The sequence below is a fragment of the Mycetohabitans sp. B2 genome, assembly GCF_021733735.1.
Lineage (GTDB): Bacteria > Pseudomonadota > Gammaproteobacteria > Burkholderiales > Burkholderiaceae > Mycetohabitans > Mycetohabitans rhizoxinica.
Window position 1 is genome coordinate 1 of sequence record NZ_JAHKSP010000066.1, and the last position, 22,681, is coordinate 22,681.

At 58.5% G+C, this 22,681-nt stretch carries 9 protein-coding genes and 1 pseudogene; 4 read left to right on the forward strand and 6 right to left on the reverse strand.

The window, feature by feature from the left end; genetic code table 11:
• The 3 genes from KPG66_RS14720 to KPG66_RS14730 form a co-directional block, all read left to right on the forward strand.
• Nucleotides 1-767: nodulation protein NodU (locus KPG66_RS14720; RefSeq protein WP_237071282.1), on the forward strand; the 767-nt coding region annotated here is incomplete at its 5' end.
• Nucleotides 742-1,794 (forward strand): methyltransferase, encoded by a 1,053-nt coding sequence (locus KPG66_RS14725; RefSeq protein WP_237071283.1) that lies wholly within the window; start codon nucleotides 742-744, stop codon nucleotides 1,792-1,794. The genes KPG66_RS14720 and KPG66_RS14725, both read left to right, overlap by 26 nt.
• Nucleotides 1,795-2,011: 217 nt before the next feature.
• Entirely contained in the window at nucleotides 2,012-15,538 is a 13,527-nt protein-coding gene (locus KPG66_RS14730; RefSeq protein ID WP_237071284.1) for a non-ribosomal peptide synthetase, read from the forward strand.
• A 337-nt stretch (nucleotides 15,539-15,875) separates the two neighbouring features.
• Here the strand turns inward: KPG66_RS14730 and KPG66_RS14735 are convergent, their stop codons facing one another.
• The 5 genes and pseudogenes from KPG66_RS14735 to KPG66_RS14755 all read right to left on the reverse strand — a co-directional run bounded on the left by KPG66_RS14735 (nucleotide 15,876) and on the right by KPG66_RS14755 (nucleotide 21,291).
• On the reverse strand, nucleotides 15,876-17,162 hold the full coding sequence (locus tag KPG66_RS14735) for an ATP-binding protein (RefSeq protein WP_237071285.1): 1,287 nt from the start codon (nucleotides 17,160-17,162) through the stop codon (nucleotides 15,876-15,878).
• Nucleotides 17,163-17,806 (reverse strand): annotated as a pseudogene (locus KPG66_RS14740) (response regulator).
• 601 nt (nucleotides 17,807-18,407) lie between these two features.
• Nucleotides 18,408-18,575, reverse strand: coding sequence for a hypothetical protein (locus KPG66_RS14745; RefSeq protein WP_237071286.1), 168 nt, complete (start codon nucleotides 18,573-18,575; stop codon nucleotides 18,408-18,410).
• A 107-nt stretch (nucleotides 18,576-18,682) separates the two neighbouring features.
• Complete coding sequence (locus KPG66_RS14750) at nucleotides 18,683-19,879, reverse strand: amino acid aminotransferase (protein WP_237071287.1); 1,197 nt, start codon at nucleotides 19,877-19,879, stop codon at nucleotides 18,683-18,685.
• Nucleotides 19,880-19,902: 23 nt separating this feature from the next.
• On the reverse strand, nucleotides 19,903-21,291 hold the full coding sequence (locus KPG66_RS14755; protein ID WP_237071288.1) for an amino acid permease: 1,389 nt from the start codon (nucleotides 21,289-21,291) through the stop codon (nucleotides 19,903-19,905).
• A 157-nt stretch (nucleotides 21,292-21,448) separates the two neighbouring features.
• On the opposite strand from KPG66_RS14755, the gene KPG66_RS14760 reads away from it, so the two are divergent.
• Nucleotides 21,449-21,757, forward strand: a complete 309-nt coding sequence (locus KPG66_RS14760; protein WP_237071289.1) for an Lrp/AsnC family transcriptional regulator — start codon at nucleotides 21,449-21,451, stop codon at nucleotides 21,755-21,757.
• A gap of 35 nt (nucleotides 21,758-21,792) precedes the next feature.
• On the opposite strand, the gene KPG66_RS14765 is transcribed toward KPG66_RS14760, so the two are convergent.
• Entirely contained in the window at nucleotides 21,793-22,674 is an 882-nt protein-coding gene (locus tag KPG66_RS14765) for an alpha/beta fold hydrolase (protein ID WP_237071290.1), read from the reverse strand.
• Between the last annotated feature and the right edge of the window lie 7 nt (nucleotides 22,675-22,681).

Consider the following 22,681-nt stretch of genomic DNA (forward strand, 5'->3'; position numbering starts at 1 on the left):
GCGTCAGCAATTCCGTCATCAAGGAAAGCGGCTTGTTCTCTCAAATGTATGTCCCCACCGCGCCCCATGACGCAGGCACGGCGGTTGGCGCGGCGCTGCATCTTTATTATTCGCTTTCCGGCCAACGTCCATCGCAGGCCGATGACAACCCGTACCTGGGCCCGGCGTTTTCCGATGCGGCGATCGATGCCGCATTCCGTGACGCCGGTCTGTCGCCCCGACACAGCGCCGATCCCGCGCGCGATGCGGCCACGCTGATCGCCGACGGCAAGATCGTAGCTTGGTTTCAAGACCGCATGGAATTTGGTCCCCGCGCGCTGGGTAACCGTTCACTACTGGCCGATCCTCGCAGCGCGTCGATGCGCGAGGTACTCAATGTGAAGGTCAAGCACCGCGAAGAATTTCGTCCTCTCGCACCCAGCGTACTGGCTGAAGAAGCGGCCAACTGGTTCGAGCTGGGCCAAGCGTCGATGAGCCACCAATCGATGCTGTTCGCCTGCCCGGCCAAACAAGATCGTCAAGCATCGATCCCAGCAGTCCTGCATAAGGATCATTCCGCCCGTGTGCAGATGGTCAGTCGAGAGCGCAACCCTAAATTCCACGCGCTGATCCAGCATTTCTTTGAAATGACCGGTGTACCCGTGGTGCTCAACACCTCATTCAACGATAGCGAACCCATCGTCTGCACGCCATCGGATGCGATCAAGACGTTCCAGGGAACGGCCATTGATGCTTTGTTTATTGGCAATCGGTTTGTCGTCAGATAAACTAGGGTTCGATCGCCAGACCAACAACAGCCAGACCAACAACAGGATGGTACGGGACATCGCGATGCACCACACAAACGAAGAAAAATGTATTTTTTTCATCACGAAAAACCATGGCCAGACGGCAAGCCATCATCAAATAGCTGACTGCTTGCCGATAGCCCAGTGGAATTCAATGCATCATGGCTTGAATGGTCAACATGACGAGAAAAATAATTTATTGTCGTCGCCCTATCCCATCAAGGTCGTGACGGATGCCTTTCACTATCCTCATGCTGATCAGGTTCTTCCTATACAGCCGGAACAGTTATTTTTCATGGACTACACGTCCGCAGAAGATTTGGAACAAGCCAGCGTCCTAGACATCGGCGTTGGCTCGGGCGTATTGAGCATTTTTTGCCTACTCAATGGTGCCACTTCTTGTGTTGGATTGGATGTCAACCCAAGAGCGAAAATATTGGCCGGACACAACGCCATCCTCAACCATATCGATAAGAATTTCGATATTCGGGATGGCAGCACTTCGGATATTTTTGCATCTGTCAAGGATAAGCAATTCGATTTTATTTGTTCTAACCCGCCGTTCGAGCCTACGCCACCCGGAATCGATTACTACGTCAATTCCGCAGCCGGCATTTACGGGATGGATTTTGCTGAAAAGATATTGTCCAATATCAACCCGCACTTAACAGATGATGGCACGCTCCAGGTGGTCACGATGGCGCCGGGAGATGCGAAGAGGCCATTCAAACTATATGAAATTCTCGAGACTCATTTGCCAGGCCAAGCGGTGGAGATTATTCTAGACCGGCAGCCCATTCCCTATGATGATTTTGTCGGCAGGTTTAACACTATTTTTGGATACGGCGAAGGTGTCGTTTCCCAAATGAAAAAGACTGCTCGCGATGACGGCGTCACGCATCTCCATATGCTGATATTGAAATATAAAAAAGGACGACACGGCAGCATCACGGAAAAGGTGGCCGGTAGAATTTATGAAAATTGGACAACCCCACTTGGGTTATAGCACCCAATGTTGCACTCATCCTAGTGGCATGCTAGGGGGTGTACATATCTTTAATAAAGGCATAATTAAAATTATGTCTCGCTACATCATGCTGGCAGTATTCTAATCTGCTAATCCTTTTCAATGCCTCATCTTTTAAGCAGTATGCCATAGTCGCTTAGCCTACTCGGTAAGTGGCAAGTAAAGATAAAACTTTTATCTAAATTGGAGGCCGTTGATGCCTGCTTGCGTTGCCCCACTCACCCATCCGTTATCCACCGCGCAAACAGAAATTTGGCTTGCCCAAGAACTCCATCCTAACAGCCCCGTCTACAACATTGCTCAGTACACGACCATTGACGGTGCTGTTGACCCGGTTCTATTTGAAGTGGCGCTGCGGCAGGTGATCAACGAAGCGGATAGCCTGCGGCTGCAATTTGTCGAAACCGATCAGGGCCTTCAGCAGACGGTTGGCTCAGTCGATGGGTTTCTGCCGTTCATTGATGTGAGCCGAGAAGCAGATCCCCAAGCAGCCGCCCACGCATGGATGCGTACCGATTACGAGCGGCCAGTGAATGTTCTACGAGATCCGCTATTCTGTTATGCGTTGTTGAAAGTCGGGCCCGAGCATTTTTTTTGGTATCAGCGCTACCATCATATTATGATGGATGGGTTTAGCCTATATCTCATTGCGCAGCGTGTCGCGCAGCTCTATAGCGCGCTATGCAAACATGCCGAGCCGCCGCCGTGTCCTTTTGGATCGGTCTTTCAGCTGTTAGAAAGCGACGTGCAGTACCGCACTTCCGCACAATGGGTACAGGATGAATCGTATTGGCTCAAACGTTGCATGGACTGGCCCGAACCCGCTACATTGGCGAGCCGGTCCGCGCCTGCGGTTGCTCATCGGTTCCGGCAAACCATCTACCTTGATTCTAAATCAATAGGTATTGAGACGGCGGATAGTAGAAATTTAGCCCAGTTCGGCGTTGCTACGCTGGCTGCTTACCTGTGCCGTTGGACCAGTGTGCAAGACATCGTATTCGGTTTACCAGTTAAAGCCCGGTTTGGGGCAAACCGACAGATTCCTGGTATGCAGTCCAATGTACTCCCTTTGCGGCTTACGGTACAGCCGGATATGAGTTTGTCATTGTTGATGCAGCAAGCCGCTCAAGCAATACAAAGCGCTCTTGAACATCAACGCTACCCCAGTGAAAGAGTGCGGCGCCAGCTTGGGTTGGTGAACCACCAACAACTGTTTAATACGGCGGTCAATGTAATGCCGTTTGACTATGATTTGTCTTTTGATGGTAACGCATCGACAAACCATAATTTGCTCAACGGTCCGGTGGATGATCTAATGATTGTCATTACCCAACCTGACGCCAATACGCTACAAATTGACTTTGACTTTAACCCCGCTCGCTATACTGAAGATGAGTGCATTGCTCACCAACGCCGTTTTATTCAGTTTTTAAGAACGCTGGCCGCCAATTCCACGCAGCCGCTGCGCAGTATCGATATTCTCACTGTCGATGAGCGCCAATTAATGCTTGAAACGTGGAATGCCACACAGCAGGATTATCCGGCGCACCAATGCATTCACCAGGTGTTCGAAGCGCAGGTTGAGCGCACGCCCGACGCCAGGGCGCTAGTGGCTGAAGGGCAGACACTGAGTTATGCGCAACTGAATGCACGAGCCAATCGCCTCGCGCACCAGTTGATCGAATTGGGCGTCAAGCCAGAGGCGCGCGTGGCGATTTGTGTCGAGCGTTCACCCGCTATGATCATTGGGCTGCTGGCGATTTTGAAGGCTGGTGGCGCGTATGTGCCGCTCGATCCCGCGTATCCGAGCGAGCGCCTCGTGCATATTCTTGCAGACGCAGCACCGGCCATTGTGATCGCGGATGCAACAGGCCGGGCCGTGCTGGGAGACGCGACGCTCGCATCCCGCACCGTGCTGGACCCGAACACACTGTCGGAGCTGGCCGACACCAATCCATGGGTACCAGAGATCACCGCTCGGCATCTTGCGTATGTGATCTATACGTCCGGCTCCACTGGCATGCCCAAGGGCGTGATGGTCGAGCATGCTCAAGCGGTCAATTTATTGTTCTGGGCTCTTCAAGCCTTTACCCCATCGGAGACACAGCATACGCTGTTTTCAACTTCAATCAATTTTGATCTTTCCGTCTACGAATGCTTCGTGCCGCTCGCGCAAGGTTCAACCGTGCGCTTGGTCGATAATGCATTGGCTTTGACAAACCATTCCGAGCCCATTTCACTGATCAATACGGTACCTTCTGCAATGCGGTCCTTGTTGGATCATCGAGCAGATTTGTCGTCGGCAACTACCATCAATTTGGCAGGTGAGCCGCTAAAAGCACAACTGATTCAGCAAATTTTTGAGCAGACACCAGTCCAGCGTCTATGCAATCTTTATGGGCCTTCAGAGTGTACTACTTATTCAACCTGGCTCTCAATCCATCGCGAAGAACCGTGGATTGAAAGCATCGGCCGACCGATTGCGAACACTCGCATTTACCTGCTCGATGCGCAGGGCCAGCCGGTGCCGCTCGGTGCGGTCGGGGAGCTGTATATTGGTGGTGCGGGGGTTGCGCGCGGCTATTGGAACCGGCCGCAGTTGACCGCCGAGCGTTTTGTGCCGGATCCGTTCTCGATGGTACCGGATGCGCGCATGTATAAAACCGGTGATTTGGCGCGTTACTTGCCCGATGGCAATTTGCAATACTTGGGGCGCAATGATGAGCAAATCAAGCTGCGCGGTTTTCGCATTGAGCCTGGCGAAATCGAGGCGTGCTTGACTCAGCACCCGCAAGTGCACGACGCAGTCGTGCTCGCGCGCGAAGGCTCGGATAAGCGGCTTGTCGCGTATGTGGAGGCTGCGCCCGATGAGCAGCTGGCCAGCACGCTGCGCTCACATGTGGCAGCGGCGCTGCCCGAGTACATGGTGCCCAGTGTGTTCGTGCGGCTCGATGCGTGGCCACTGACGCCCAATGGCAAGCTGGACCGGCGCGCGCTGCCGGCGCCCGATGATGAAGCATTAGTGCGTCAGGTGTATGAAGCACCGCAAGGTGAGCTTGAGACGACGCTGGCGGCGTTCTGGGCGGAGTTGCTTGGTGTTGAGCAGGTGGGCCGGCACGACAACTTCTTCGCGCTCGGTGGCCATTCGCTGCTCGCGATGCAGTTGATTGAGCGCCTGCGACGCCGGGGATTTGGGGTGTCCGTGCGCACGCTATTTGACACACCAGTGCTCAGTGCGTTGGCGCAGACGCTAGGCCAGCATTGTGGAGTGGTCGTGCCACCCAACATGATCACGTCCGACACGGCCGCGCTCACACCATCGATGCTGCCGCTGATCGACCTGTCTCAGTCCGATCTTGACCACATCGTTGAGCAAGTACCTGGTGGTGTCGCCAATCTCCAGGACATCTATGCGCTCTCGCCGTTGCAGGACGGTATCTTATTCCACCATTTGCTGGCCAGTGACGGTGATCCGTATCTGCTAATCACACAACTAGCCTTTGACTCTCGAGAGCGGCTAGACCAGTATCTGGACGCACTACAGCAGGTCGTCAACCGCCACGACATTCTGCGCACCGCGTTTGTCTGGGAAGGGCTGTCCACGCCCGCGCAAGTGGTTTGGCGCCATGCGCCGCTGTCGGTGACCGAGCTTGCGCTGGAGGCGAAGGAGGGGCCCGTTGCCGAGCAGTTGGCGCGGCGCTTCGATCCTCGGCACACTCGCCTAGACCTAACGCAAGCGCCGCTGCTGCGCTTGGCGATTGCGCAGGATACCGATGGCCGCTGGCTGTTGGTCCAGTTGCTGCACCACTTGATTGGCGATCACTCGACGCTGGAGGCGATGCACACGGAGATACGAGCGTTTATCGAAGGAAAAGGTGAGACGCTGCCGGCGCCGCAGCCGTTCCGCAATCTGATTGCGCAAGCGCGTCTGGGCGTGGGTCAAACCGAGCATGAGCGCTTCTTTACCGAGCAGCTCGCCGACATCGAGGAACCGACGTTGCCGTTTGGTCTGTCGCAGGTGCATCGCGACGGTGCACAGGTCGCCGAAGCGCAGCGGATGTTGCCGCAGGCATTGAACGATCGGCTGCGTGCGCACGCTAGGCGGCTGGGTGTGAGTCTGGCGAGCCTGTGTCACCTGGCGTGGGCCCAGGTGCTCGCACGCGCCAGTGGCCAACGACGTGTGGTGTTTGGTACGGTGCTGTTTGGCCGGATGCAAGCGGGTGAGGGCGCCGTTAGTGCGATGGGCCTCTTTATCAATACGCTGCCGCTGCGTGTGGACTTGGAGGGCACTGTGGAGTCAGCCGTGCGCGCCACGCATGCGCGGCTGGCGTCGCTGCTTGAACATGAGCATGCGTCGCTGGCATTGGCACAGCGCTGCAGTGGGGTGCCGGCGGGCACGCCGCTGTTTAGCGCACTGCTCAATTACCGGCACAATGCGCCTAGCTCAAGCGAGCGCAGCATACTGCCCGGTGTCGAGTTGCTCAGTGTCCAAGAACGTGACAACTATCCGATCGGACTGTCGGTAGAAGACTATGGTCAAGTGTTGGGGTTGACTGCACAAATCGTTGAGCCAATGGATCCTGACCGGGTGTGCGGGTATATGCAGCAGGCGCTACTTAGCCTGGCTGAGGCGCTCGAGACAGCGCCTGAGTGGCCGGTTGAACAGTCAGAGGTACTGCCCGCAAACGAACGGACCTTACTGCTTAAGACGTGGAACGCGACGCAGCGGGACTATCCAGCACACCAATGCCTTCACCAGCTGTTCGAGGCGCAGGTAGTCCGCACGCCCGAGGCGACAGCATTGGTCTATGAGGGCCAGACGCTGAGCTACGCGGAGTTGAATGCGCGGGCGAATCGCTTGGCGCATCAGCTCATCGTGTTGGGTGTCCAACCGGATGCGCGGGTGGTGTTGTACGCGCAGCGCAGTCCGGAAATGGTAGTGGGCATGCTTGCCACGCTCAAGGCCGGCGGCGCGTACGTGCCGCTCGATCCCACCTATCCGCGAGAGCGCTTGGCCTATATGGTGACGGACAGTGCGCCGATAGTCCTGCTTAGTGTGGGTACACCACCTACCGCAGTGACGCAACGCCTAAGGGCCGGGGTTCCGGTACTGGACCTGCAGGCTGATGCAGCACAGTGGGCACATCAAAGCACACACAATCCTGGATTGGCACTGACTGCACAGAGCCTGGCCTACGTGATTTATACGTCAGGTTCCACTGACCAGCCCAAAGGGGTGATGGTTCCGCACCAGGGTGGGGTAAATCTCGTCACCGCTATAGCGCGAGAGCTTGAACTCACCGCACAAGACAGGATGCTGCAATTTGCGCCATTGTCTTTTGATACATCAGTCGAGGAACTGTTTACGCCGTTGACTCAAGGTGCGACAGTTGTGCTGCGCACGGATGCCTGGTTGGCTGAAGCCGAACAGTTCTGGGCGCTTTGTGATACTCATCATGTAAGCGTGGTGGATTTGCCGGTGCAGTTTTGGACACAGCTGGTGCAAGAAGCGGCTCCCATAGCAAGCAGTGTGCGCGTGATCCTTATTGGGGGAGACGCGTTGAGCGCGACGGCGCGTGATGCCTGGTTTGCAAATAATGGCCACCGGCCGCGCCTGTTGAACGTTTATGGTCCGACAGAGACGACGGTGACCTCCACGGTGCATGAGGTCACCGACGACGAAAATAGCTGGCGCACGATCGGCCGGCCGCTTGACAACACTCGGCTCTATATCCTAGATGCCTACGGTCAGCCGGTGCCGATGGGTGCGATCGGCGAGTTGTATATCGGTGGCGCGGGGGTGGCGCGTGGCTACCTAAACCGTCCCGAATTGACCGCTGAGCGCTTCGTACGCGATCCGTTCGTAGCTGAGCCGGATGCGCGGATGTACAAAACGGGGGATTTGGCGCGCTACCTGCCCAATGGGAACTTGGAATTCCTGGGCCGCAATGACCATCAAGTCAAGATCCGGGGCTTTCGCATCGAGCCGGGCGAGATCGAGGCGTGCTTGGGCCAACACCCACAGGTGCGCGAGGCGGTCGTGCTGGCGGTGGGCGAAGGCAGCGCCAAGCGCTTGGTGGCGTATGTGGTGGCCGAGCCCGATGATGCGTTAGCCGGTACATTGCGCGCCCATGTGGCGGAAGCGTTGCCTGAATACATGGTGCCCAGTGCGTTCGTGCGGCTTGATGCATTGCCACTGACGCCAAACGGCAAGCTCGACCGGCGTTCTCTGCCGGCGCCTGATGTGCAGGCGTTTGCGCGCCAGGCGTATGAGGCACCGCAAGGCGAACTTGAGACCACGCTGGCTCAGATTTGGTCTGAATTGCTCGGTGTGGAGCAGGTAGGCCGACACGACAGCTTTTTCGCCCTGGGCGGGCATTCGCTGCTGGCGGTGCGCTTGATGAACCGAGTTGCCGCGCTCGGTATCGCATTGCCGCTGGCGACCTTGTTTGCTGCTCCGACGCTGGCCGGGTTGGCTGCCGCGCTCGATGCGCAGCACACATCAAATGGTGCGGCGCTGCCGGCGATCACGCCCGTGTCGCGTGACGGTACGTTGCCGCTGTCGTTCGCGCAGCAACGGCTGTGGTTCCTCGCGCAGCTCGATGGCGCGAGCGACTCATATCATATTCCACTAGCGCTGCGCCTGCGCGGCACCTTAAACCGCGTGGCGTGGCAGCACGCGCTGGATGCACTGTGGGCACGCCATGAAGCGCTGCGCTCGGTGTTCGTAAGTGTCGAGGGTCAGCCGCAGGTACAGCTGTTGCCCGCCGAAACAGGCATGCCGATGAGCTGGCATAACCTGCGCGGCGCGCCCGACGCCGACGTGCAGCTGGCACAACTTAGCGCTGAGGCAGCCCGCACGCCGTTCGATCTGGAGCGCGGGCCGCTGATTCGCGCATGCGGCATTCAATTGGCTGAAGACGAGTACGTGGTGTTGCTCACACATCACCATATCGTCTCGGATGGCTGGTCAATCGGGGTGCTGGTACGCGAGTTGAATACCCTATACACTGCTGCGTGTGCTGGTCAAGCCGATCCGTTGCCACCACCTGCAATCCAGTATCCAGATTACGCAGCCTGGCAGCGGCAGTGGCTCACAGGCGAACAACTCCAGCGCCAGAGTCACTATTGGCGCACAACGCTGGCCGATGCACCGGTGCTGCTCGAGTTACCGACTGATCGGCCCCGTCCGCCGCAACAATCATTTGCCGGCGCGCAGGTGCCCATTCACATTGATGCAAAAACGACGCGCGCGCTCAAACGCCTCAGCCACGCGCACGGCACAACGCTGTTCATGACGGTACTTGCCGCGTGGGGCGCGGTGCTCTCGCGCCTGTCCGGTCAAGAGGATCTGATTATCGGCGTTCCGAGCGCCAATCGCAATCACCGCGAGATCGAGCCGCTGGTCGGCTTTTTTGTCAACACGCTGGCATTGCGCCTCGATTTATCTGGTGAGCCGGACACTGCGCAACTGCTTGAGCGGGTGCGGCGCACGACGCTGGAAGCGCATGCGCACCAGGATCTGCCGTTCGAGCAGGTAGTCGAAATCGTACAGCCGCCGCGCCGGCTCGACTATACGCCGCTGTTTCAAGTGATGTTTGCATGGCAAAACAATGAAATAGCAAACTGGCGGCTGCCGAATTTAGCGGTCACGCCGGTCGAACTTAATTACGATACGGTCAAGTTTGATCTTGAACTAGGTCTGTATGAGTCGGGCGAGGAGATTATCGGAGAATTAGGCTATGCAAGCGCATTGTTTGACCAATCCACAATTTCGCGGCACGTTGGTTATTTCAAGGCGATGTTGCAAGCGATGGTCGCCCATCCACGGCAACCGGTGGCAACGTTTGAGCTGCTTGCTGACGATGAACGTAAACTGCTGCTTTACACGTGGAATGCGACGCAGCGCGATTATCCATCGCAATTATGCGTTCATCAACTGTTCGAGATGCAAGCCAAGCGTACGCCAGAGGCAATCGCGCTCATGTACGAGCAACAAACGCTCAGTTATGCTGAGCTGAACGCACAAGCTAACCGCCTCGCACATCAGCTGCGAGAGTTGGGTGTGCGCGCCAACAGTCGCGTAGCACTGTATGCATACCGCTGTCCGGAAATGGTAGTTGGCATTCTTGCTACGCTTAAGGCGGGAGGAGCTTATGTGCCGCTCGATCCCACCTATCCGCCAGAACGGTTAGCTTATATGATGGCGGACAGTAAACCAGTCGTTTTGCTCAGCGTCGGCACCCCGCAAGCTGCAGTGACGCAATGCGTGGAAAATGGCGTACCAATACTAGATATACAAGCGGGTACAGCGCAGTGGGAACACCGAAGTGCATACGGTTTTGAGTCGCATAAACTAGCACTGAATGCACAGCATTTAGCTTATGTAGTGTACACCTCGGGCTCCACGGGCCAACCTAAAGGGGTATTGATTAAACATCACAGCTTGGTCAATCTTGTGACGGCCATGGCTCGCAGACTTGACTTGGCTGCGCAAGACCGAGTTTTGCAATGTTCTTCGCTGTCCTTTGATGCGGCGATTGGGGAAATCTTTGTCACCTTAACTCAGGGTGCGACGCTAGTGCTACGCACCGATGCCTGGTTAGCCGGGGCCCAGCAATTCTGGGCGCTTTGCAAAGCCAACCGTGTAAGTGTGACGGATTTACCCACTCAATTTTGGACACAATTAACGCAGGAAAAAGTCGCTGTTCCAGATTGTGTCCGCGTGGTCATGATTAGTGGAGATGCGTTAAGTGCGGCGGCACGCGATGCATGGTTTGCCGGCGGTGGCCATCGGCCAAGGTTGTTTAATGTTTACGGTCCGACCGAAACAACGATAACTGCTACTGTGCATGAAATCACCCGAGACGATGACAACTGGCGCAGCATTGGCCGACCGATTGACAATACGCAACTTTATATTTTAGACACGTACCGGCACCCCGTCCCGATGGGTGTGGCCGGGGAGCTATACATTGGCGGAGTGGGTGTCGCGTGCGGCTATCTGAACCGTCCGGGCTTGAGCGCCGAGCGCTTTATACCTAATCCATTCTCGGTGATGCCCAGCGCGCGGATGTATAAAAGTGGGGATCTGGTGCGTTATTTGCCCAATGGCAATCTCGAATTCTTGGGTCGCAACGACCACCAAGTTAAGGTTCGCGGCTTTCGGGTTGAGCTTGGCGAGATCGAGGCGCACTTGACTCAGCACCCACAGGTGCGTGAGGCGGCGGTGTTGGCGCGGGGTGAAAGCAATGAAAAGCGGCTGATTGCATATGTGGTCGCTGAGCCCGATGAGCAGCTAGCGAGCACGCTGCGCACGCACATCGCAGCCCGCCTGCCCGACCACATGGTACCAGCCGCATTTGTGCGGCTCGATGCGCTCCCCCTGACGCCCAATGGCAAACTCGATCGGCACGCTCTGCCCGCGCCGGACGATGCAGCGTGGGTCCGTCAAGTATACGAGGCACCGCAAGGCGAACTTGAAACCACGCTTGCAGCCATTTGGAGCGAACTGCTCGGCGTTAAGCAGGTGGGTCGGCACGACAGCTTCTTCGCGCTCGGTGGACATTCGCTGCTCGCGGTGCAGTTGATTGAGCGCCTGCGCCGCCGCGGCTTGGGGATGTCCGTGCGTGCGTTGTTTGACACACCGGTGCTCAGTATGCTGGCCCAGTTGCTGGGTCAGCATCGCGAAGTGGCTGTGCCGCCCAATCGCATCATGCCTGAGACGAGCGCGCTGACACCGGACTTGCTGCCGCTGATCGAGCTGACGCAGGCCGAGATCGATCGCATTGTTGAGCAGGTGCCAGGTGGCGTCGCCAATATCCAGGACATCTATGCGCTGTCACCCCTGCAGGATGGCATCCTGTTCCATCATCTGCTGGCCAGCGAGGGTGATCCGTATCTGCTGACCACACAACTGGCTTTCGACACGCGAGCGCGGCTCGATCAGTATCTCGATGCTATTCAGCAGGTTGTCAACCGCCACGACATTCTGCGCACCGCATTTGTCTGGGAAGGGCTATCCACGCCCGCGCAAGTGGTTTGGCGCCATGCGCCGCTGTCGGTGACCGAGCTTGCGCTAGATGCGAAGGAGGGGCCCGTTGCCGAGCAGTTGGCGCGGCGCTTCGATCCTCGGCACACTCGCCTGGACCTGACGCAAGCGCCGCTGCTGCGCTTGGCGATTGCGCAGGATACCGATGGTCGCTGGCTGTTGGTCCAGTTGCTGCACCACTTGATTGGTGATCACTCGACTGCTGAGGTCATGCAGGCGGAGGTGCGCGCGCTCATCGAAGGGCGAGGTGAGACGCTGCCCGCGGCACAGCCGTTCCGCAATCTGATCGCGCAGGCGCGACTGGGCGTGAGTCCAGCAGCACACGCGCGCTTCTTTACCGAGCAGCTCGGCGACATCGAGGAACCGACGTTGCCGTTTGGTCTGTCGCAGGTGCATCACGACAGTGCACAGGTCGCCGAAGCGCAGCGGATGTTGCCGCAGGCATTGAACGATCGGCTGCGTGTGCACGCTAGGCGGCTGGGTGTGAGTCTGGCGAGCCTGTGTCACCTGGCGTGGGCACAGGTGCTCGCACGCGCCAGTGGCCAACGACGTGTGGTGTTTGGTACGGTGCTGTTTGGCCGGATGCAAGCGGGTGAGGGCGCCGATAGTGCGATGGGGCTGTTTATTAATACGCTGCCGCTGCGTGTGGACTTGGAGGGCACTGTGGAGTCAGCCGTGCGCGCCACGCATGCGCGGCTGGCGTCACTGCTTGAGCATGAGCATGCGTCGTTGGCACTGGCACAGCGCTGCAGTGGGGTGCCGGCGGGCACGCCGCTGTTTAGCGCAATGCTCAATTACCGGCACAATGCGCCTAGTTCAAGCGAGCGCAGCATACTGCCCGGTGTCGAGCTATTGACGGCGGAGGAGCGCACTAATTACCCGTTGACACTGTCGGTGGAGGACTTTGGCCAAGCGTTGGGGCTCACCGCGCAAGCGGTGGCATCGTTGGACCCAGATCGGATATGCGGGTATATGCAGCGGGCGCTGCATAGCTTGGCTGAGGCGCTCGAGACGGCGCCTGAGGGGCCGATTGAGCAATTGGAGGTATTGCCCAATGAGGAGCGGGAACTGCTGCTGCAGACATGGAACGCGACGCAGCAGGACTATCCAGCACACCAATGCATCCACCAATTGTTCGAGGCGCAAGTCGAGCGCACGCCAGAAGCGACAGCATTGGTCTATGAGGACCAGGCGCTAAGTTACGCTGAACTGAATGCACGAGCGAATCGCTTGGCGCATCAGCTCATTGAACTGGGTGTCCAACCGGACGCGCGAGTGGCAATCTGTGTGCAGCGCAGCCCGGCAATGGTGGTGGGGCTGCTGGCGATTTTGAAAGCGGGCGGGGCGTATGTGCCGCTGGACGTGGCGTACCCGGGCAAGCGACTCGCGCATATTCTACAGGATGCGGCACCGGAGATTGTGCTGGCCGATGCGGCGGGCCGGGTGGCACTGGGTGAAGCGGCCTTGACCAATCGCACGGTGCTGGACCCGAACACGTTGCCGCAGCAGGCGAGAACGAATCCGCTGATACCGGCGCTAACGTGCCGTCATCTTGCGTATGTAATCTATACGTCCGGTTCGACCGGTACGCCCAAGGGCGTGATGAATGAACACCAGGCGTTGGTCAACCGCTTGCTTTGGATGCAACAAGCCTATGGCTTAACGGTTGCTGACCGCGTGCTTCAAAAAACACCCTTTGGTTTTGATGTGTCTGTTTGGGAGTTTTTCTGGACGTTGCTCAATGGTGCAACTTTGGTTGTGGCGGCTCCCGAGGTCCATAAAGATCCTACCGCCTTGATGGAGCTGATTATTCGGCAGCGCATTACCACCGTTCATTTCGTGCCGTCCATGCTTGGCACGTTCCTGCACAATGAAGGAGTTGAGCAGTGTACATCCGTAAAACGGCTAATTTGTAGTGGTGAAGCGTTGCCAGGAACAAGTGTGCGGCTTTGCCAAAGGCGGTTGCCGGGGGCGCAGTTATATAACCTGTATGGTCCGACGGAAGCTGCAATTGACGTAACAGCCTGGAATTGTCCATCGGATTATGCGGAAGACACCGTGCCAATTGGCCGCCCGATTGCGAATACGCAAATCTATCTATTTGATGCCTACGGCCAGCTGGTGCCATTAGGCGCGGTCGGGGAGCTATATATTGGGGGGGCGGGCGTGGCGCGCGGCTACCTGAACCGCCCGGAGCTCACGGCTGAGCGTTTTGTGCGCAATCCGTTCTCGGCTGAAACCAACGCTCAAATGTACAAGACAGGAGACCTTGCCCGCTACCGGTCCGACGGCAATCTGGAATTCCTGGGCCGTAACGACGATCAGGTCAAGATTCGCGGCTTTCGCATCGAGTTGGGTGAGATCGAGGCGTGCTTGGCGAAGCACTCGCAGGTGCGCGAGGCGGTGGTGCTCACGACAGGTGAAGGCAGCGTCAAGCGCCTGGTGGCCTATGTGGTGGCCCAGGCCGATGAGCAACTGGTCAATACGTTGCGTGTGCATGTGGCGGAAGCGTTGCCTGAATACATGGTGCCCAGTGCGTTTGTGCGGCTTGATGCATTGCCACTGACGCCAAACGGCAAGCTTGATAGACGTGCCCTACCGGCCCCCAATGCCGACGCGTTCGCGCATCAAGCGTACGAGGCGCCGCAGGGTGAGCTCGAGACCACGCTCGCGGCGATCTGGGCCGAGCTGCTGGGCGTGGAGAAGATCAGCCGGCACGACAATTTCTTTGCGCTTGGCGGCCATTCACTGCTGGCGGTGCGAATGGCTAGCTGCAGTCGCACAGCACTGAACGTTTCTATCCCGATACGGATGCTGTTCGAAACTCCCACCGTCGCTGCATTGGCACAGCGCTTATTGACGCACCGTAGCATGCAAGACGATTCCTTTGCTGTATTGCTACCGATTCAGACCAATGGTAGCCGTCCCCCGCTTTTCTGTGTCCACCCTTTTAGTGGACTCAGCTGGCATTACCGGGGCCTGGCAAGCCATTTAGATGCCGAGCAGCCCGTTTATGGTTTACAAGCCCGGGGTTTTGATGGCGAGACGTTGGCACCCACGCTCGACGCAATGGCCGCGGATTATATCCAGCAAATTCGACGCATTCAGCCTCATGGGCCTTACTATCTGCTTGGATGGTCTTTGGGCGGTAACATCGCCTATAACATGGCCACACAACTTGAAGAGCTAGGCGAACAAATTGCGCTACTGGCACTGTTGGACAGTGCACCAAAGCATGTGCAACGAGACGATGAACCGGAGATGGATTTGAAGGAGGCTTATATTAAGCTACTGGCTCATGATGATGGACAAATTAAGTCAAATGTCGGTCACGATTTATGGGAAAAAAGCCGGACAGTTGTTCAAAATAATTATAAGCTTTTGAAGAGTTTTTCCCCCCGCATGTATGCGGGTAACATGCTGTTTTTCCGGGCAACGGTCGTGCAGGATGCATCGACTGATCTCATTCCGTCTGACGCATGGCGGCCGTACGTGTTAGGGGAGATTGAAATACAAAACATTCCATGCAAACATCATGACATGGATAAGCCTTTGCCAACTACGATAATTGGCCAGATTTTACAACGCAAGCTCAATATATTACATAAGTGTGATAAAAAAACCTGCAGTTGTTGTGCGAAAAGTAAAAATGAGCCACTTCGCGCAAAGTAAATCTGGACCACCTTTCAGTACAGTCAGCCTTTTTCGCGAGAAGGCTGGCGACGCTCCAGAAGGAACAGGGCGCCAGCCGTGCTGCGTATACTGCGTCGTAGTCGTGGCCGATACCTGCCGCGAATCGCCGCATTTCCGGCACGCCGCTGGCCTGCACTTGACGCATCCAGCTTGCCAGCGCTTCGTGTGAACGACGCTTTACCCTATCGGCGAACTCAAGCGACAATCGTCGGAGCGCTGCGATGTGCTCGAATCCTTGAGAACATGAAGACGATAAACAAATCGAATCGATCTTTCGCTCAAGTCCGGGGGCGCACCGTCCACAGGGGGAGCCGCTTCACGCCGCGGCGGGTACAGGCTCCTCCGTCAGCGATTGTTGGGGTTCCTCGCCCGGCAGCGCAGGCAATGTCATGACAAAGCGCGCGCCGCCAAGTTCACCGTGCTCGAGCCATACACTGCCGCCGTGCAGCAGCGCGACGCGTCGCACGATCGCCAGTCCTAAGCCGAAGCCGCCGGTTTGCCGGTCGCGGCTGGAGTGCGGCCGGTAGAACGGCTCGAGTATCCGTTGCCGATCTTCGACGGGGATGCCCGGGCCGTCGTCCTCGACAGCAAGCTGCAGCGCGCCATGCGCGTCAGTCGTCGCGCTCAGCGTGATGGTGTTGGCTGCATAGCGCAGGCTGTTGCGGACCAGGTTTAATAACGCGCGGGCGACCAGCTTCGGATCGCATACGTGCCACTGTGGCGCGCCCTGCGTCGATACAGACAGTGTTAGCCCTCGGTTGCCGACGTCATGTGCGACGCTGTCGGCGACGCTATCGAGCAGCTCGCCGACTGCCACGCGCATCGGCGTTTTGTGCGACGCCCGCTGCTCAAAACGGCATAGTGTCAGCAATTCGGTAACCAGATCGTCGAGTTCCCGCACGTCAGCGTGTAGCGCGTCGTAGCGTTCGCGCTGGCGCTCAGGCGAGTCCGGCGATGCAAGCAGTGCCAGCCCAAACTCGAGTCTGGCTAGCGGCGTCTTCAGCTCGTGCGAAATACCGTACATCATGTCACGTTGCTGCAGGATCGAGGCTTCGATCTGCTCGGCCATCTCGTTGAATTGCCGCGACAGCTCATAGATGCTCGACTTGCTGGATATCGGGGCCCGCGTGGACAGCTTGCCTGCGCCGAATGCACGGGCGGCGGCCTCGAGCGCGCGCAGATCGCGCCAGTGGTAATGAACCCATGCCCCGACGGCCAGCAGCGTGGCGAGCACGATGAACCCGTATGCGTAGATCTGGATGTCCAGATTGGTCGGCTCCTGCGGATTGGCGTGCACGACCTTGCTGGCACGCAGCTCGCTCAACTGCCGCGCGTCGAGCAACTGCTCGACGTCCTGCCATGTCATGAGGCTGAAGCCCTCGGTGTCATGCTTGCTCAACGCGCGTAGCGCCGCGGCGCGCTGATTGCCGGCGTGCCGCTCGAGATAGTCGGTCAGTACAAACGCGTAGGTGCTCAGCGAATGGCGCGCCTGCTCGCTGGCGCGCTCGGAAAAAATGCGAACGGACGACACGTCGACCAATACGATGGCGGCGCCTGCGACGATGATGACGGCCAAGTACAGACGGATCAGCGAACGAAGCATTTACTCCTCCCACGTGGACGGGCTGAACAGGTCGCCGCGTCTCCAGATGGTCTTGACCTTGTGCGGCTCCGAAGAAGTTTCGAAGCGTCGCCTGACTCGCGAGATGCTGGAATTGACGGAATGGTCCAGTCCGTCGAATTCGATGCCGCGCAGCGCTTTTAGCATTTCGCCGCGCCATATGATCTTGCGATTGGGCGGCGAGGTCACGATCTCGCCGGATCTCAGCGCGTCGCCGACCGGTGGAGCGCCAACCGCCGTCGGCGCTGGCTGCATGCGGCGCAGCAACGTTCGCGCCCGCGCGATTAGCAGCCGCGGCCCGAGGAGCTTGATCCTGTAGTCGTTCGCGCCGGTCTCTAGACCGGCGATCTGATCGTGGGCGTCCACGCGTGCGGTCAGGATCAGCACGGCACGTTGGACAGCTTGCGGATGCGGCGGCACACTGCCATATCGTTCAAGTTCGGCGGCATCGGCTCCAAGATCATCAGCGCGAGACGGTGCTCGCGCAGCGCATCCAGCGCGACGTCACCGCGCCGGTCTCCATGGACCGAGAATTTGTAGTTGTCGAGGTACTCGCGCACCCACTGCGCGAGCCGGTCGTCATCCTCGACCAGCAGGACCTTGTGTTTGAGTGGTACGTCTTCCATGGTCTTTCTTGCGTCACACTGGCCGATTCTATCCGGCCTGGCGGTGCCATGGATAGTGCGCAGACAGCCCAGGACAACCTGTCAAACGTGGACACCAATCTGCACCACTTCAAAACAAATGTAAAGTCGGTGCGCTCCTAGACTATCGTTTCCACCACAACCTTTTTCCGACCTGCGTTTCGACCTGCGTTTCGACCCGCGTACAAACGTCTGCTCTCCCTAGCGTTACCGCTGGCCACGCTGCCCGTCGCGCCACCGGCCCATGCTGAGAACACCGATACGATCGTGGACGGCAGCGGTGTAGCACCGCGCTACCTGGGCAGTCGCCGTTATCGGCCGGAGTTCGACTTGGGCTTTTGCGCGCAGTTTGGCAATGGCTTTTTATCAGCGTAATAGACGGCGCCGGCTACCACAAGCCATTCGACAACGACATGTTCGCGCAGATCGCACGAAACTATGACGACGGGCGCGCTGAGCGCCCCACCGCACCGATCGCGTTAGTTCGACTCACTGAAAAGAATGGGCAACCTCCTGAGTGCAGTGATCGTGCCAGTTGTTTGGTGCACGGGTGGTCGAGCCTCAATAAAGCACGGCAGGATCGCTAGCGCATGGCCTTGCAGCGCCGCGTAATATTGCGCGATTTGTCGAACAGCACGGCGCCCAGCGCGGTTTCGAGGAAGTAGCGCAGGTCGTCCCAATTCAGCGGTCTTGGGGCCCCGTTGTGTTCTTTGGCGTGCCAGGCGTGTTCCTGCTCTGCGTATCGCGGCAACGGGCGTTACTATCACTATACTTGGGTTCGTCGCGGGCCGGCTGCGACGCGGGCCACGCCTTTTTCAGCGGGCGAGTGAGCCGTACGGGCCTAGCGTCTGCCAGCCATCACGCGCGCAGCACGCTTGCGATGGCGTTGGCGACCACGCCGACGTTCTGCTCGTTCAGGCCCGCGACGCACATCCGCCCGGAGCGAACCAGATACACGCCGTGCTCGGTGCGCAGCCGGTCCACCTGCGCGGCGCTCAGTCCGGTATAGGTGAACATGCCGCGCTGTCGGATATAGCGCGACAAGGCTTCGTCGGCGATATGGCCTTGCAACCGCTGGTGGATCGCGCGGCGCATCGCGGCAATGCGCTTGCACATCGAGGCGAGTTCGGACTGCCAAGACGCGCGTAGCGCCGGCGTGCAGAGCACCTTGTGCACCACCTTGGCGCCATAGGTCGGCGGATTGCTATAGTTAGCTCGTATCGCGCCGGTCAATTGCCCGAGTACGCGTGTTGCCTCGTCGGCGGATCGGCACACGACGCTTAGGCCACCGCAGCGCTCGCCATACAGCGAAAAGTTCTTCGAAAACGAGTTCGCGACTAGGCACGATATGCCGCGCGCGGCCAGTTCTCGCACCGCGAAGGCATCATCGTCCAGATCTGTGCCAAAACCCTGGTATGCCATGTCGACGAACGGCAGCAGCTCGTTTTGCTCGATTAGCGAGATGACCTCACGCCATTGGTTGTGGTCCAGGTCGACGCCGGTCGGGTTATGGCAACACGCATGCAGTAGCACGATGTGGCGCTTCGGAATCGCGCGCAACGCATCGAGCATCGCATCAAAGCGCAAGCCGCCGGTGGCGCCATCGTAGTACGGATAGGTGTTTACCGTGAAGCCGGCGCGTTCAAACACCACGCGGTGGTTTTCCCAACTGGGGTCGCTGATCCACACCTGCACATCGGGGAAGGTGCGTCGCAGAAAGTCTGCGCCGACTTTCAACGCACCTGAGCCGCCCAGTGTCTGCAGCGTCGCGATGCGCCGCCCGGCGCGCGCGCCGCATGTGTCGCCGAACACCAGTTGTTGTACTGCGTCGCGATACGCGGGCAGTCCCGACATCGGCAGGTAGGGGCGGGGTCCGATCGCGCCGGCCAGCGCCTGCTCCGCATCGCGCACGGCAGCCATCACCGGCAGCTTGCCGTGCGCGTCGAAGTAGATGCCAATGCTCAAATTCACCTTGTCGGACCGAGGGTCAACCTGAAAATCCTCGTTGAGCGACAGGATTGGATCACCGGGAAACGCTTCGACGTGCTCGAACATGAACTATCCTGAAAAATAAGATGTTACCGCTTGGAGGTCCCGCCGGATATCGTCAACGGCGCACTGGGTTGGCGAAAGCGATAGCTTACCGCCAACACTGCCAGCCAGACAGGAATTAAGTAGACCGACAGGCGCAACGGCGGCGTGCGGTACATCACGATCAAGATCGCGGCGAGGAACGCCAGGCACAGGTAGTTCGTGAACGGATGGCCGACGCTGGCGAAGTGGCTCGTCTGGCCGGTCCTGCGCTTATGCTGCCGGAAGCGCAGGTGGATGATGCTGATCATGGCCCAGTTGATCAGCAGCGCCGATACCACGAGCCCCATCAACAGTTCAAGCGCCTGGGCTGGCATCACATAATTAATGACCACGCACACGCCGGTGATTGTCGCCGACACAGCGAGGGCGGCGACCGGCACGCCGCGCCGGTTCAGCGCGCCGAGTGCGCGCGGCGCATTGCGTTGCTGCGCGAGCGCGTACAGCATCCGACTGTTGCTGTAGACCCCGCTGTTATAAACCGACAGCGCGGCGGTCAGTACCACGACGTTGAGCACAGTGGCCACCACGTTGCTGTTCATCGCGTGGAAGATCATCACGAACGGGCTGCTGCCGCTAGTGATATTCTGCCATGGATAAAGCGACAGCAGCACGGCGAGTGCGCCGACATAGAAAATCAGGATTCGGTAGACGACCTGGTTGGTGGCGCGCGGGATACTGTTGTGCGGATCGTCGGCCTCGGCGGCCGTGATGCCGACCAACTCCAGGCCGCCAAACGAGAACATGATCACTGCCATCGACATCGCCAGGCCAGTGGCGCCGTTCGGAAAAAAGCCACCGTGCTGCCACAGGTTGGCAATGCTCGCTTGCGGGCCCGCCGAGCCGGACAACAGCAGGTAGGCGCCGAATACGATCATGCCGGCGATCGCGGCCACTTTGACGATCGAGAACCAGAATTCCATCTCGCCGTAGGATTTCACGCTGCCCAGGTTGATCGCGTTGATTAGCACGAAAAACGCCAGCGCCGAGGCCCACGTCGGCACGCCGGGCCACCAATATTGGATATAGATGCCGACCGCCGACAACTCGGCCATGCCCACGAGAATGTACAGTACCCAGTAGTTCCAACCGGACAGGAAGCCGGCGAAGCGGCCACAGTACTTGTCGGCGAAGTAGCTGAACGAGCCGGCGACCGGCTCGTCGACCACCATCTCACCGAGTTGCCGCATGATCAAAAAAGCAATGCCGCCGGCCAACGCGTAGCCGAGTAATACTGACGGTCCCGCCATTTGGATCGTCTGCGCGATGCCCAGGAACAAACCGGTGCCGATGGCGCCGCCCAACGCAATCAACTGGATATGCCTGTTTTTCAATCCGCGCTTGAGTGCGGTATCTGTATCGTTTGCTACTACCATGTGACCCTCTATTCTTGTGGAATTCGGTGTGGTGCCGTGTCAATGGGGAGGTCGGCCGGCCATGCGGCCCTTGAGTACACGCTGAGTTTATCGATTGCGTTGGGAAAAAGTATTGTGCAACCCGCTGAGGTAAACCCTTGCTATAAAGTTCCGTGTTTTGCGAAAACCGGGAATCAAAGTGCAGATACTCGAGTTCGATTGTACGGTCCGCCAGTTATTGAGCGTACTACAGGAACAGGCGCGTGCATCACACTTGGAGTGGGCTAAGACGATCCGGCTATCGCTGGCGCAGAGGCTGTGTTGCCATCGGCGCCTGGAGGAGCACGGTGTGATCAAGCGGTACGAGGTCCGCCGCGCTGCACCAAAAATGGGCATTGACGTCGTCGCGTCCGTCCATGTGACGATGGAGCGCGGGTCTATCCGCCACAGGGCGCCGTTTCGCGAACGGATTGTCGAACTTACGTAGATACAGGAGTGCTTCTCGATAACAGGGAACATCGACTACATGTTAAAGGTCGTGGTGCGGATGAAGTCCGCAATCACCCGATTGAGTTCGACCGGTGCGTCTCGGTGCGGCAAATGGCCGCAGGTGGGCAGCTTAGCCACCCGCGCGTGACGCACGTTGTGCTGGATTATATCGATCTGTGCCATCGTGCCGTACTTGTCGTCGTAGCCTTGAATCGCCAGCAGGTGGCATTGGATGCGCGGTAGCATGCCGGTGATGTCCCAGTCACGGAACGCCGGGTCCAGCCAGATGTCATTCCAGCCGTAGAATGCGGAATCGACATCGTCGTGGTAGCGTGCAAGTTTGTTGCGCAGGCTCGCGCGTTCGTAGTCAATCTTCATTTGCGCGATGCTGTCCACCGATAGCTGCTCGACCCTCACGTGCGGTGCGATGACGACCGCACCGGCCAGCGCGCGAGGAAACGCGCTGGCGTACAGCAACGCGATCGAGCCGCCGTCACTATGCCCAATGAGCCACATCCGCGCGCGCTCGCTCGCGTCGATGCCCAGCGCATCGAGCAGCGACGGCAGCACGTCGTGGGCCTGCTCGTGCATGAACCGCACGGGCCACTTAACGCCCGGCTCGCGCGGCGTGGAGCGCCCGTAGCCGGGCCGCGAATAGAGGAGTGCGCGCCAGCCGAGCGCGTCGCACAGCGTTTGTGGCCAGTCCCTCCACATCGCCACGCTGCCCAGTCCCTCATGCAAAAATACCGCGATCGGCGCGTCGTGACGCGTGCGGTTCAGCCAACGATACTCAATTTGCAGCGTGCCGCGCGTCGCACCGGCGGGCAGCGTCGTCAGCCCGCCATCTGTGGTGACTGGGCCCGGTGTGCCGGCCTTGGCGGTGTGTGCCCTGGCGGAGCTTGCGCAATGATGCATGAAGACC

Bases quoted from the DNA above. Each gene is read 5' to 3' on its own strand.
- KPG66_RS14730 (WP_237071284.1), top strand. From the start codon at position 2,012: ATGCCTGCTTGCGTTGCCCCACTCACCCATCCGTTATCCACCGCGCAA.
- KPG66_RS14735 (WP_237071285.1), bottom strand. From the start codon at position 17,162: ATGCTTCGTTCGCTGATCCGTCTGTACTTGGCCGTCATCATCGTCGCA.
- KPG66_RS14750 (WP_237071287.1), bottom strand. From the start codon at position 19,879: ATGTTCGAGCACGTCGAAGCGTTTCCCGGTGATCCAATCCTGTCGCTC.
- KPG66_RS14755 (WP_237071288.1), bottom strand. From the start codon at position 21,291: ATGGTAGTAGCAAACGATACAGATACCGCACTCAAGCGCGGATTGAAA.
- KPG66_RS14765 (WP_237071290.1), bottom strand. From the start codon at position 22,674: ATGCATCATTGCGCAAGCTCCGCCAGGGCACACACCGCCAAGGCCGGC.